Source organism: Bradyrhizobium brasilense (genome assembly GCF_029714345.1).
In the GTDB taxonomy this organism is placed as follows: domain Bacteria; phylum Pseudomonadota; class Alphaproteobacteria; order Rhizobiales; family Xanthobacteraceae; genus Bradyrhizobium; species Bradyrhizobium australafricanum.
The window spans coordinates 7617310-7630327 of sequence record NZ_CP121669.1 but is presented as its reverse complement, the minus strand read 5'-3'; the positions used below and the strand labels follow the sequence as shown (position 1 = coordinate 7630327).

Annotated in this window: 11 protein-coding genes; 7 read left to right on the top strand and 4 right to left on the bottom strand. The window is 58.8% G+C overall.

What is annotated here, in order from left to right; genetic code table 11:
* Positions 1–3 precede the first annotated feature (3 nt).
* The 3 genes from QA635_RS35190 (at position 4) to QA635_RS35180 (ending at position 6794) form a co-directional block, all read left to right on the top strand.
* Complete coding sequence (locus QA635_RS35190; protein WP_283064312.1) at positions 4–2679, top strand: NB-ARC domain-containing protein; 2676 nt, start codon at positions 4–6, stop codon at positions 2677–2679.
* A 79-nt stretch (positions 2680–2758) separates the two neighbouring features.
* Complete coding sequence (locus tag QA635_RS35185; RefSeq protein ID WP_283064311.1) at positions 2759–3550, top strand: hypothetical protein; 792 nt, start codon at positions 2759–2761, stop codon at positions 3548–3550.
* On the top strand, positions 3543–6794 hold the full coding sequence (locus QA635_RS35180; RefSeq protein WP_283064310.1) for a DEAD/DEAH box helicase: 3252 nt from the start codon (positions 3543–3545) through the stop codon (positions 6792–6794). Before QA635_RS35185 ends, QA635_RS35180 begins: the two co-directional genes overlap by 8 nt.
* 178 nt (positions 6795–6972) lie before the next feature.
* On the opposite strand, the gene dinB is transcribed toward QA635_RS35180, so the two are convergent.
* The 4 genes from dinB to QA635_RS35160 all read right to left on the bottom strand — a co-directional run bounded on the left by dinB (position 6973) and on the right by QA635_RS35160 (position 9692).
* Entirely contained in the window at positions 6973–8010 is a 1038-nt protein-coding gene (dinB, locus tag QA635_RS35175; RefSeq protein ID WP_283072015.1) for a DNA polymerase IV, read from the bottom strand.
* A gap of 62 nt (positions 8011–8072) precedes the next feature.
* Complete coding sequence (locus QA635_RS35170) at positions 8073–8798, bottom strand: SOS response-associated peptidase (RefSeq protein WP_283064308.1); 726 nt, start codon at positions 8796–8798, stop codon at positions 8073–8075.
* Between the two features lie 3 nt (positions 8799–8801).
* On the bottom strand, positions 8802–9251 hold the full coding sequence (locus tag QA635_RS35165) for a hypothetical protein (RefSeq protein ID WP_283064306.1): 450 nt from the start codon (positions 9249–9251) through the stop codon (positions 8802–8804).
* A 45-nt stretch (positions 9252–9296) separates the two neighbouring features.
* On the bottom strand, positions 9297–9692 hold the full coding sequence (locus QA635_RS35160) for a hypothetical protein (RefSeq protein ID WP_283064305.1): 396 nt from the start codon (positions 9690–9692) through the stop codon (positions 9297–9299).
* Between the two features lie 145 nt (positions 9693–9837).
* On the opposite strand from QA635_RS35160, the gene ku reads away from it, so the two are divergent.
* The 4 genes from ku to QA635_RS35140 all read left to right on the top strand — a co-directional run bounded on the left by ku (position 9838) and on the right by QA635_RS35140 (position 12988).
* Positions 9838–10770, top strand: a complete 933-nt coding sequence (gene ku, locus QA635_RS35155) for a non-homologous end joining protein Ku (protein WP_283072014.1) — start codon at positions 9838–9840, stop codon at positions 10768–10770.
* Positions 10771–11194: 424 nt separating this feature from the next.
* Complete coding sequence (locus QA635_RS35150) at positions 11195–11395, top strand: hypothetical protein (RefSeq protein ID WP_283064304.1); 201 nt, start codon at positions 11195–11197, stop codon at positions 11393–11395.
* A 13-nt stretch (positions 11396–11408) separates the two neighbouring features.
* A complete protein-coding gene (locus QA635_RS35145) occupies positions 11409–11825 on the top strand; it encodes an eS19 family ribosomal protein (RefSeq protein WP_283064303.1) in 417 nt (138 codons plus the stop codon).
* Positions 11826–12163: 338 nt separating this feature from the next.
* Positions 12164–12988 (top strand): ribonuclease HII, encoded by an 825-nt coding sequence (locus QA635_RS35140; protein WP_283064302.1) that lies wholly within the window; start codon positions 12164–12166, stop codon positions 12986–12988.
* Positions 12989–13018 lie beyond the last annotated feature (30 nt).

Here is a 13018-nt window from a genome sequence, read left to right as displayed (position 1 = left end):
AGCTTGAACCGGTTATTGCGAGCGGCCCACATCGAGCGGCTCGTCCCAAACATCGAGGCTATGGGACCGGGTCCTCTTTTTGAGACTTTCGGTACCCGGTTTCTCGCCCGGTTACTCGACATTCCCCTGGTGCAGCGTGGCGTCAGCGTTAGGGGCAATCCTATCGGCAGGACGGTGGACGCTACAGCTTTGAATGACAACACAGTGGCCGAGTTCTCGACCGACAAGGGCTACTTTGCCGGCGACAAACCTAGGAACGACCTCGCTCACCTTGTTCACCGGCACCCGTCTGTGAAGCAGATTTACTTGGTTTCGTCTCAAGTCGCCCCTGCTGGTGCCATCGACACCTTCGTCGAATCGAACGTAAGTCAGGGCCGAAGTGTCCACGTTCTCGACGCAAGACGAATCGCTGAGGAGATCGTTGACCGATTGATGGTCAGCGACGATGCGATCGACGACCTGTCGGAGTTTATTCCGGTGTTGGCAACGGTGCGAGATGAACACGCACTCGATCTCAGAGCTCCCCGTCCTGGCTCTCGTCACATCGAAAGGCCGGATGTCGACGCTGCGATCGCCGACGCCCTTGGACGATCACCATGCATCGCGATTTCCGGTATGGGTGGGGTCGGGAAATCTGAAGCCGCCGCCGCCTATGTCGAGAGGCATCGCAACGAGTACGTGCAGACGATCTGGCTGGACGGTGCGGACATTGAACGGATCGAGGCTCTGTCGGCCGTCACGATCAGAAGGGCGGGAGACGCCCTCAATGTTGTCGGTCTTCTCAGCACCAGGCGATGCTTGCTTGTCATTGACGATGCAAGGGCGGACCTTGAACCGGCTCAATTGTCTAACCTGTGCGGGCAAGGCTCGCACATCATCCTCACTCGTCGGGTCGCGTCAAGTAGTTACAGCCTGCCATTGCTAACTGAGAATGAGTCCCAATCGCTCCTCGAAGCAGATGGCGTTGATCCATGCCCGCGGCCAATCTTCGAAAAAGTTTTGGCGACCGCGGGTGGCCATCCGCTGAGCCTGGCGTTGATCAACGCTGCCGTGGCTAATGATACGAGTTGGGGCGACATCGCTATTGACTGCGAGGCGATCGGAAAGTTTACAGATGGAGATACTAGGCTCTATGAGCGCATTCTCGGTCGCCTGCGTTCGAGCCTACAAGGGGAGCTGGCGGTATTTGCGTGGGCTGACCAGCCCATCTGCGACACTGGGTTCTTGAGATGCGCGATTAAACCTGTCGGTGTCCGTAATCTTCAGTCGAACGCGCTCACTGCGGTAGACAGGGCTTCCGTCATAAGACTCCATGAGATCGTTTTTGCCGCACTTCGGGGCGGCGGCTGGTGCAGCGAGGCCAGAGCCGCTGAACTCGACGACGCCCTCGAACTATACATTGCGTCGCTGACTCGAGGCGACACGCACAATTTACAAACGGTCGCGGCAACACATCGGAGGAAACTCGAAGCGAGGGTTGCAGCAGGAGATCGCCGACCCACCTATCTGTATGCTCTCATCTTCGCTTGGGATGCCGCTGATACCGATGTGCCATCGCTGCCCGACCCAACGGACCTAGCGCGAAGTTTACGATGCGCCTCAGGGCCAACAAGGGACATGCAGCTAATGTTGGTCATTGAAACAGTGGAAGCGCTGTTTCGATATGAGCGTGAGGTCAAGGGCTCTACTGAGGCGAAGCGGAGGTACCGCGAACGCCTATCTGTATTTGATATTCTCGACGACACCCCTGACCTCAATCCCCGCCAAAGGGCCGAGATAAGCCATCATCGAGGAAAGTTGCATCGTTCTATCGACGAGGGCGGCGAGGCGGCAAAGCTGTTCGAGCAGGTGCTAGAAAGCGAAGTGCCGCTCTCCGAGGCAAAGCTGCAACTGGTTCGCCTCTATTCTAAGGAACCGAATCGAAATGTGGAGCGAGCGCAGCAGTTGGCTGATGAACTCATGGCCTCGATCGCCGCCGGCGGTGAAGGCCTTTCGAGTTCGGTGACGCTCGGCCTCATTGAAGCGCTTCACTGGACACGGGAGGATTGGTCGAACAATATCTTCGATGTGAACTATGATTTGTGCATGGCTCACGTATCGCGCGGGCTGCTGGCAGGTATTCCCCAAGCTTACGAGACCTTGGCATCGATTGTCAGAAATTGGGCATGGACGAATCCGTCACGACTGGAGATGCTTTCCGGTCTGATCGACACGGCGTCGGCGCACGATATACGCGAAGATCGCGGTCGTGGCGCGTACGCCGAGATCCAGCAAAAACTTGCAAAGACGAAATCAGGGGAAGCAGCGGACAAACATTTAAAGTTGGCGCTGCAGGGATTTGAAGCGCTGAACCGGCCGAGTGCGTACCAACGGAGAAACTACGCAGAGACGTTGCTGGAGCTAGGCCGGTTCATTGAAGCCGATGACATTCTGCGCAGCATAACCGATCCGGAGAGCCAACCCTTCGTTGCCTTTTCGCTATCGAAGGCAAATCTTGGGCTGGGTAACCTGCAAGAAGCTCTAGCATTTGCCGACGAAGCTTTGGCCGCCGCAGAAGGCAGAAACGCCAAGTTCAAGCCAAGTTTTTTGGAGCAACGATCTGCGGTGAGGAGCCAAATCGACCGCAAGGCACGCGATGATCTCAACGGTGCCATTAACCAGCCAAAGCCCAGATCCTAATGACTGTCGTTGGGTAATGCACATCTATGGTTGAAGGGCGTCCCGGCAAGACCTACTAGTATCCTTGGGGGATTCGGGGATGCCTATTACTTTTAGCGTTATTGGCGGCAAAAATGGTTGGGCTGGTAGTAGTTGGACAATTACCAACGACGATGAATTGGCAGGGCTGATCGCAAGGGTTGCTCTTGGTCAAAGCCGATATGTGCGTCGTGTGCTCAAGGAAACAGGTTTCGCCGCTCCGGACGCAAAGGAGACGGAACTTGCTGGGGCGCTCAAATTGCTAACGGCCACAGATCCCAAAAATCCATGGCATCGTGACGGTTGGCTGTTTCAGGTCATTTCTTGGATCGCAGCAAACCTTCAGGACCCGAACGGCCTAATCGCTCCGCCGCATATGATCCACGCGCACAAGGGTTTCGACGGCGTTCACGTAAAGATTGATCCCAAAACTAATCTAGTGACCTCCGTTGTGATCTGCGAAGAGAAGGCGACAGACAACGCTCGAAAGATGGTGCGCGATCGTATCTGGAAAGAGTTCGAAGGAATGCAGAGTGGCGAGCGCGACAACGAGTTGGCGGCGGAAGTCACGAGGCTTTTGGAGACGGCGAAGAGTGTGGATGTTGACTCAGCCGTAGAAACAATCGTGTGGAAGAATGCGCGTTACTATCGAATAGCGATCACCATCGGCGATGAACACAACGACGCGAGCGGTTATCAGAAGCTCTTTGACGGATATGACGCCGTGGTGAATGGAGAGGTCATCCGACGTCGCGGTGAGGTGCTGTACTTAAAGAATTTGCGAGCATGGATGGCAGTGCTCGCCAATCGCGCCACCAAGAAGGCGACGGCGATGGTGGCTGTGCATGTATGATGCCGACACCGCTGAACTGATACGATCGGCTCCATCGCTCGATGGGATGGACCGAAGTCGACTTCCCGAAGAGCTCTCGAAAGCATTCGCACGCATTGCGGCAGCTCGCGTCCGCCTGCGAGAAGGTGGGGTCGATGACGATCAAGCCGTTGTTGCCCTCGTTGCAGAGATGCAACGGCTGGCATTCACGAATGAAATCTTGGTGGCGGTCTCCCCGGATCGTGACGACCGCGCGGCGGCGGCATTCGTTGCCGGCTCTGCGCATCAACTCTGTTTCAACGCCCGGCGGATCGGCGCAGAGGATGAAGTGAGCGGCACATATGTCGATGCTAATGGTATCTCGTCTGACATCGCGGCCATGTTGCTCTTCCTCGTTGCAGAAGCAACGGCAGATGCCAGCGAGATCGCCAGCCGATTTAATCTGGAAGCTGCTTCACGCGTTGAACGTACGCTGATCGAATCGTTAGGATCGTTGGCCCGAGGGGAACTCGTAGGGATCACATCAGCTACCCTGCCACCGAAGGATGCCGTTACCGGCGATTCCGCCGCTGAGGCCGCCGCACTGGCGCTATACCACAAACTATTGATCGGTGTGCGCGCGTTGGCGGACCAGCTTCTGCGCGGAGATGACGATGACACAGGTCAAGCAAGGGAGATTTTCCGCTCGGTCTTGCGCTTGAGCTCGGCAGCCCGACCGGATGGAAAGGATTGGCTAGGTGATGAGGTTGGATCGTTCTCCGGTCCGCACCACTTGGCCTCCCTGCTTCTTGCTGTCTCAGGCGATCTGTCGGGTAGTGCTGTCACGGGCGTTGCGCCTCCATCGGGCATCGGGGGTGAGAAGTGGCTCAACGCGATGCGACGCATCGCACGCAAGCGACCTTACCTTTGGAGAAATCATCGCGAAGCCGTCGCGCAGGGCTATTTGGAGTCAGAAAACTCTGCTGCTGTCAGCTTCCCTACAGGTGCGGGAAAGTCGACGCTCTCGGAGTTAAAGATATATGCCACACTGCTCCGTGATAAAAAGGTCATCTTCCTCGCGCCGACTAATGCTCTCGTGGGGCAAACGACGATAGGCCTTCGAAAAACGTTTAGACGGGCCAAGGTCGAGCAGGAGCGCTTCGATGAAATCGGCTTTTTGAGTGAGGAGGATAACTTACCAGAAATCTTTGTGATGACACCGGAGTCCTGCCTGGCACAAATGAGCATCGAGCCCACCGTGTTTGCAGATGTGGGCCTGCTTATTTTTGACGAATGTCATCTGCTGCATCCAGAAGAAGGTCGAGGGAGGCGAGCGCTCGACGCAATGCTGTGTTTGCTCAATTTTGGGGGCTTGGTGCCAACCGCTAGCTTCCTCCTACTATCCGCAATGATGAAGAATACAGACGAGATCGCGGGTTGGATTCAAGAGATGACGGGGCGTACTTGCCTTTCGCTCTCGCTTCCGTGGAAACCTACACGGCAATTGCGCGGAAGCGTTGTGTATCCGCAGAGCGACGTGAACCAACTAAGCGACGGCCTCGTGAAGGCTGCCCGCGCCCGAAAAACCAAAGCGCCGTCGACTAAAGACAGAGAGAAGCTGAAAAGCGTACCTATGGGCCTTTTCAGCCTCAAGCAGACATGGGCAACTCGCAATATTAAGGACTACACCCTACTTGGTCTCCTCGGAGAGGCCATCAACCTTGGAGCCAGCAAGTGGTGGAAATTAACCCCGAATTCCGGATTAGTCTCATCTGAGATTGCGTCAGCGGCGGCTGGCGCAGGCGTTAAGACACTAGTCTTCTTCCAAACGATCCAGAACGCGGTAAGCGCTAAGAACAAGATAACAAAGCGCCTTGGCGCGGTTCAGATCGAGCTCACTGAAGATGAACGAGGGTGGTTTGCGACAAGCGAGCTGGAGATCGGCGGCGCGGACCATCTGTTTCTTGACGTCAGCAAAGGGAATTTAGTGTCTCCGTGCGTCGTTCATCACGGCCTGCTGCTGCCCGAAGAAAGGCAGCTATGTGAGTCCCTCTACCAGCGCGCAAACGGCGCAACGATAATGGCGGCGACGTCCACGGTGTCGCAGGGGATGAACTTTCCAAGCGAGCTGGTGATCATCGCAGAGGACAGCCGCTTTGATCAAGCCAAAGATCGCCGCGAGGTCTTGCAGGCCCAGGAGCTCCTTAACGCAGCGGGGAGGGCCGGCCGCGCCGGCCAGAATGCGAACGGTATTGTGTTAGTTATCCCCGGCAAGGTGGTCGGCATTGATGTAGAGGATGCCACGATCGGTGCGCATTGGACCGAGTTGCAAAAGGTCTTCGGCCAGTCCGATCAGTGCTTGGAAATAGACGACCCGTTGACGGCCATTCTCGACCGCGTTCATGCGGCAGTGGGCGCCAACGGGGAGGTCGACCGTTACGCGATTGCTCGATTGGCGTCAGTGGGGCTTGAGGATGCAGTCAAGAAATCGCTGTCCGGCTTTAGGGCGCGTAAGCGTGGTGATCAGAGGTGGATCCAGACACGACTCGCGGCAGCGGTAGCTTTCCAGCACAAGGAAAAACCAGAATCTGACGACGATTTGGTGGACCACCAAGTTGCCTCGACCTTGGGGATCGCGCTGCCTGTGATGGAGCGCCTCTCCAAGGACCTTAACGATGCGACAGACTACGAGACGGTCACTGATTGGCGGAAGTGGTTCTTCAACTGGATGAAGGCCAATGGCGATCTGTTCGCTCAAATTTTCCGACCGGAGACCATTGACGACTTGTTTGGCAATGACGTCACATCGCTTGAAACCAGCGAGGATAGGTGCGCGTTTGCCTTGCCCTACCTTGAGAAGCTTACGAAGCTATGGGTACGAGGACATCCTTTGACCGACCTCGAGAAAGCGCTCGGTACACATCCCGATAAACTGAAAGCCTGTCTTGGCGCGCGGAAATTCGTACTCCGCGTTGTGCCAGAGTTGGGCTATTTGTTCGGTGTACCTGCGTTGCTGAAACAGCGTCAGAGCGCGGCGGAGGGCAAGGAGGCCACCTTAGGGCCCGCGCTGACGAAGTTGGGCGCGTGCGTCCGATATGGCTATCAGACCTACGAGCATGCCGCGCTCGGATTCTATCTCAGAGGAGGGAAGCTATCGCGCAGGCAACTTCACGACCGCTTTGCTGCCCTTAAGCCGCATCTACCGCCCCCGAAAAAGGGCGAGTCTTGGGATGATGCGGTAAACAGAATCGAGGCGGCGGTGCTCCTCGAAGAGTTGGAAAGTTGAAGTATTCAGCGGCAGCTAGGGCGTGTGCTCATAAAGGTCCGCTTCCGACGTCACAGCCGCTGTCAAAAACTTGCGAGATCGGGTATCATTCCATTCGTTGCGGCGAGAGGTGCTCGCTGATCCTATCGGGAAAGATCGAGCTCATCGATTGACCTGAAAAGGAAATGACGGGTTACGATCAAATCGGCAGCGCTAGCTGCGGTTCCGCGTCGTCGACATGCTGCAGCGCCGATGGCGAGACTCCCAGAAGCCGGACCGGCTTGGGGACCGGCATCTCGTTCTGCAGCAAAGCGACCGATAGGCGTTCCAGGTCGCCGCGGCTCGAAACCACGACGGGTACGGATCTACTTCGTGTGATGATCTCGAAGTCGTTGAACTTCATTTTAAGCGTCACCGTGCGTCCCCGGTTGCCGGCGCCTTCGCAGTATCGCCAGACCTTGTCGATAAGCTGCTTGAGTTCGACGACCATGGCGTCGAAGTCGGTGAGGTCGGTGGAGAACGTGTTTTCGGCGCCGACTGATTTGCGGATCCGGTCGGGGCGGACCTCGCGGTTATCGACGCCTCGCGAGATCCAGTAGTAGTAGCTTCCGGCCTTCCCGAAATTGGCCTGCATGAATTCGAGCGACTGATTGCGCATGTCGAGGCCGGTGTAGAGACCCAAGGAATTCATCTTGGCGCTGGTCGCTGGGCCGATGCCGTGGAATTTGCCTACGGGTAAGGCTTCGACGAAGGCAGGCCCCATCTCCGGCGTGATGACGTACTGGCCGTTCGGCTTGCGGTGGTCTGAGGCGAGCTTCGCCAGAAACTTGTTGTAGGAGATCCCGGCGGATGCGTTGAGGCCGGTTACCTCCTTGATCTTTGCACGGATCGCCAACGCGACGTCCCGCGCCAACGGAATGCTCTGCAGATTTTCGGTCACGTCGAGGTAGGCCTCGTCCAGTGATAGTGGTTCGATGATCGGGGTGTGCTCGGCGAAAATCTCGCGTATTTTCTGGGAGACCGCCTTGTACACCTCGAAGCGCGGCTTCACGAAGATCAGGTCTGGGCACTGTCGTTTCGCGGTAACCGATGGCATGGCCGATCTAACGCCGAACTTGCGCGCTTCGTAGCTGGCGGCCGCCACGACGCCGCGCTCCCGGGATCCGCCGACGGCGATCGGCTTGCCGCGAAGATCCGGATTGTCCCGCTGCTCGACGGACGCATAGAAGGCGTCCATGTCGACGTGGATGATCTTGCGTTGGCGGGGCGAGGGCTCTGCCTGGTCGTCGTCCTCGGCGGTCACGTTGTCTGCCCGGCTGGGTCTTCCTTGACGCCGCGGGCGACAATCCTGAGCGATCCGTCCGGAAGCGGCCGCTGCAGATTCAAGACTTCGTCCGGAGGAGCCGTCATCCAGGTCTCGACTTCTTCCGGCGTTGTCAGGATGACGGGCATCGCCTTGGGATGGATGGCGCCGACCTCGGCATTCGGCTCTGTCGTGAGGAACGCGTAGAGATCGTTGGTCGTTTCACCTTCCTTGATCTTCCGGACGGACGTCCAGTTGGTCCAGATGCCGGCGAAGCAGGCGAGGGGACGGGTCTCGTCGAGCGCGAACCAGACATCACCGCCCTCGGCCTTGTTGAACTCGCTGAAGGAGTTGAACGGCACCACGCAGCGATTTTCGGCTCCCAGCCATCTCGTCCAGTGCTTGCTCCTCACGTTGCGGATGTTAGTCGTGCCGCCGTCCGGCTCCATCCGCAGCAGTTCCTTGAAATCCACTGCCTTACCCTTGGCCTGCAGCTTTTCGGCTCGCTTCTTCGTGGCGTCCATCAGCGCTTTTGATGACGATGGCATTCCCCATCGCGCCGTCGCAAGTTCGCGGCCCTCAGCCCCGTTGCGCACGATCGGTGCTTTGTAGTCCGGAAAAACTCCCGGCATTGGCGCGAGATTACCAACGTAGCGGTTCACGACGCGAAACAGCGCGCTGATCGCGGCTTGGTTGGTCGTGATAGAATAGAGATTGCACATCGGTCAGGAGTCGATTCGAGGATGGCGCGGCTGCCGCGTCAACTGTAGCAGAATCGCGGATGGACGCCGGCCCGCCTTGGCGCATTTGCGGCAGCGCAGACGGCTGGCGAGATCGTGCACGAAGGTGGTCGGCGGGTGCTTCATCTCCGCGAGGTCCACGTCGCTCGGCGTCTTGCAGCGCGCGCACCTGATCTCCAGCCAGGGGAAGCCTCCGTTCACGGCCTGGTCGATGGTCGGCGACGGATCGATCGGTTCGCCGTCACTCCACATCCGCTCGTTCCAGCTTTCGCAAAGCAGCCTATCGGCTTGCTGGATCATCGCCTCGCCTTTGGCCCGCATCTCCGCCGATTGGGTCGCCAGGATGTTAGCCATCGCGCGTGCCTTGCCGAGCTCTTTTGCCAGAGCCTTGCGATCGCCACCCGACAGGGGCGTAGGGTGATACTTCGGGGCCATCCGGACATCCAGGCGCAAAGAGATCGGATCGGCAAATCCTGAGCGCTACGGCGTCTCGAACGCTAGCCAGCACCCGTCTTCTTCATGCCTGCCGGTGCGCTGCTGGCAGGTGTTGTCGAGCAGCCGCTGCGCCACGTCCTTCCAAACCGCGTTGGCGCCATACAAGCGGACCGCATCGGCGGTCTGGATTTCCACGGTCCGCTCGCAGCGGCGGCAGGAGACGCGCAGCACGTGACGCTGAATTTCGGAAAGACGTCGCTGCCGCGTTTCGGCCCCTGTCGTCCCGGCGCGAGGGTCTTTGAGGACTGATTCCCAGTATTCGGCCGGAAGCTGCGAATCCGGAGCCGGAGTCGAAGGGCTTGGCCTACGGGCGGCTTCGGCAGCCAGCTTTTCCATTTGCTTCGGGGTCGGCATGCGCCAGCTCGCGGGTCGGTCGGCCATGCCCGAATTAGAATATAACAAGAACAAATGTCGAGTCCGTCCAAGGGGCCTGGGTGAGAAAAATCGGCCGGGTGGACGGGTCGGATGTCGGAACCAAGGCAAGCCGTTCGTCTTGAATCCGGCATCAGTAATGGAGTTCCCCGCGATGGCCCCCCGCGCCAACTGGAAAGGCTTCCTGCGTCTCTCCCTCGTCACCTGTCCGGTTGCGCTGTATCCGGCCACGTCGGAATCCGAAAAGGTCTCGTTCAACCAGCTGAACCGAAAGACTGGCCATCGGATCAAGTACGCCAAGGTTGACGCCGACACCGGCGAGGAGGTCGACAACGAGGACATCGTCAAGGGCTACAAGGTCGACACCGACACCTTCATCGAGGTGACCAAGGAGGAGCTTGAGAACGTCGCGTTGGAATCGACACGAACCATCGAGATCGACGAGTTCGTCGACCGCAGCGAGATCGATCCGCGATATCTCATTCGCCCCTATTACCTGCGTCCCGACGGTAAAGTCGGGCACGATGCCTTCGCCGTCATTCGGGAAACCATCCGCGAGATGAACAAGGTTGCAATCGGCCGTGTGGTGCTGACCAATCGCGAGCACATCATCGCGCTCGAGCCTCTCGATAAGGGACTGATGGGCACGCTGCTGCGCTACCCCTACGAAGTGCGTTCCGCGGATGAGTATTTCGACGATATCCAGGACGTCAAAGTTACCAAGGACATGCTTGATCTCGCCAAGCACATCGTCAATCAAAAGGCGGGCCATTTCGAGCCGGACAAGTTCGAAGATCAGTACGAAACCGCCCTCATCGATCTCATCAATCAGAAGCGCGCCGGCAAACCCATCACCGCCACAGCGCGCCCTCGAGGCGAGAACGTCGTGGACCTGATGGACGCGCTGCGCAAGAGCATCGGACGAGACGCGGCGGGCCCGGCAGAGGCGCCAAAGAAGACAGCCAAGAAGCCGCGCAAGGCGGCGGCCGGGCAGAAGGAAATGCTGATGCCGATCGCAGGCAAGAAGCCGGCGAAGGAGGGCGCGGCCAAGAAGCCAGCCGCAAAGCCGCAGCGAAGGTCGGCCTAGCCTATCGTGAAGCACCGGTCACGCCAGACGGTCACTCCTTCGTCATCCGCCCAGGCTCTGGCGGATGGTAAATCCCATCTCGACGAGGTCGCGTGAGACTATCGCGCTGACCGGCAGAAAGGCGACAGCCGCGAGGCCGAACCAACGGCGCATAGAGCCGTCGACCTCGCGATTTGCAATGAGAGGGGAGACTTTGCGCGCTGCAGGCCGCGCCACTGCGGAAGTTTGCGCTGTGGAGAGTGTTTGGGCGGAGTAGTCTTTCAGCCTAATCAGTTCGGTTTTGGGGGCTTCGGCCAGAGAGGCGATCCATTGGGGGCGAGACGCAGCTATGGGTGCAGTGCACCGTCCGCAAAGTTTAACATGCTTGAATCCCCAAGCGGGCGAAACCGCGCTAGGATTAGATTTTCCCTTAGGGGGGCAGCTTATGTTCGAGACGGCAACCACCGCGCTTTTGCGCGCGGTTCTCGATGAAGTCTGTGAAAGCGTCTCGCACTGCGAGATCGGGGCACGTACTCACGTCGAGTCGAAAATCCTAGAGGCTGCGACGAGAGGCGAGATTTCTCCCGAAGGTCTCAAACAGATTGGTCGCGACGCCCTCTCGCACGCGCCGACGATGTGGCGCTGATCGCGGGGCGGACGTGAACTTTCAAGTCACCGTCCTGAAGATTTTGGTAGCTTATCCGGACGGCTTTGCCGTGATGGAGGACCTCAAGAGGGATATGGCCATCCTGGCAACGAGTGGCCGCGACTGGGCGGACCGGACCAGGCGCCTCGCGGCGAGAGTGCCCGACCTCGACATCTTCTCACAAGGATTGGTCAAACGGATAAGCGGAGGACGGAAGATCACGCCCAAAGGACGGGCGTTGCTCGAATTGATGGAAGCGCGGCCAACGGCCCTGGAAAGGGCCGAGGCGCCCCCACTTCTGGAGACGAGTGCGACCTCGCCGGCGCCTGTTCCTCCGCTGCGGCAGCCTGCCGATCGTGCCAAGCGGCGGCGCGAAAGACGTGAACGTCGGCGCGAGGCGCGCGAATGGGCGAGAGCAAACGCGTCTTGAGGTAGCGACTGAGGGAAGAAAAATCCGCCAAATGGGAGCAGCGGTTTGATAGTCCCGGACTGTCGATTTGCCTCCCCAGCCCCAAGCGTACCGCCGTTACCTTGTTTGCGGCCATGCCGGCCCCGATCTACTCGGGACGGCGACTGAGCACGGGTCCTTCTACCGAGCCGGCGAGCGACAATATGGCGAGGAAATGGAGGCCGAACCCGCGCGGGAGAGCTGGCCGGGTTCCTTTTGACAGGGCGTTGCGCGGTCGGTGAGGCTGTATAGCTACTTCAGACAATCGCCATAAAGTTCACTGACATGCTCCCCAACAGTCGATCTTCACGAAGGCCGTAATGTTCCAGTACTCACTCGATGTATTGCGTCAGCGCTATGTCGTCGAGAAAAGACCGCTCGAGGCCAGCGTCGAGCAGATCTTGCGGGCCGACACCCGCGCCGGAGCGCGTGCCATCCTGGCTTCAATCGATAAACGCCGCTTCGAAAATAGGTCGGAAGGGCAGCGCCTCCGCAAGATGCTCCGCTTCGAGACTTCTCTGTGGGAAACAGGCTATCATGCCGTGGCAGGCGTGGATGAGGCCGGAATGAGCCCTCTCGCCGGGCCGGTCTCCGCTGGCGCCGTGATCCTGAAACCGGGCACGCGGATATTCGGAATCGACGACTCGAAAAAACTCGACGCCGCGGCTCGCGAAGAACTCGCGAAGGAGATCAAGGAAAAGGCGGAGTGTTGGTCTGTGGCGTTCGTCGAGGTCGAGGAGATCGACGCGATCAACATCTATTGGGCGGGCATTCAGGCTATGCAGCGTGCGGTCCGGGGGCTAGGCTTGACGCCGCAGCACTTGCTGATCGATGCGAAGCGATTGAAGGAAATCGACATCCCTCAGCAGGCCATCATCAAAGGCGACGCCAAGTCCGCCAGCATCGCCGCCGCCTCCATCCTGGCGAAAGTCGGGCGCGACGCCGTCATGCGGACGCTCGACGTGCGACACCCCGGCTATGGCTTCGCGGATCACAAGGGCTACCCGGTGCCGGCTCATTATGAAGCGCTCGCCAGATTAGGCGCATGCGCAGCTCACCGGCGGTCGTTCGGACCGGTACGTAAGGCTCTCGGGTTGCCGCCTTTGCCGCCATGGCCTTCGGCATCTGAGCGACCCGCCGGCTGACTCCAGGTCGTACGGCTGGTCTCGCCGACA

What these genes read in the sequence shown, in the direction of transcription:
- QA635_RS35185 (WP_283064311.1), top strand. Translation starts at nt 2,759, where the DNA reads ATGCCTATTACTTTTAGCGTTATTGGCGGCAAAAATGGTTGGGCTGGT.
- QA635_RS35180 (WP_283064310.1), top strand. Translation starts at nt 3,543, where the DNA reads ATGTATGATGCCGACACCGCTGAACTGATACGATCGGCTCCATCGCTC.
- dinB (WP_283072015.1), bottom strand. Translation starts at nt 8,010, where the DNA reads ATGGACGCCTTCTATGCGTCCGTCGAGCAGCGGGACAATCCGGATCTT.
- QA635_RS35170 (WP_283064308.1), bottom strand. Translation starts at nt 8,798, where the DNA reads ATGTGCAATCTCTATTCTATCACGACCAACCAAGCCGCGATCAGCGCG.
- QA635_RS35165 (WP_283064306.1), bottom strand. Translation starts at nt 9,251, where the DNA reads ATGGCCCCGAAGTATCACCCTACGCCCCTGTCGGGTGGCGATCGCAAG.
- QA635_RS35160 (WP_283064305.1), bottom strand. Translation starts at nt 9,692, where the DNA reads ATGGCCGACCGACCCGCGAGCTGGCGCATGCCGACCCCGAAGCAAATG.
- ku (WP_283072014.1), top strand. Translation starts at nt 9,838, where the DNA reads ATGGCCCCCCGCGCCAACTGGAAAGGCTTCCTGCGTCTCTCCCTCGTC.
- QA635_RS35150 (WP_283064304.1), top strand. Translation starts at nt 11,195, where the DNA reads ATGTTCGAGACGGCAACCACCGCGCTTTTGCGCGCGGTTCTCGATGAA.
- QA635_RS35140 (WP_283064302.1), top strand. Translation starts at nt 12,164, where the DNA reads ATGTTCCAGTACTCACTCGATGTATTGCGTCAGCGCTATGTCGTCGAG.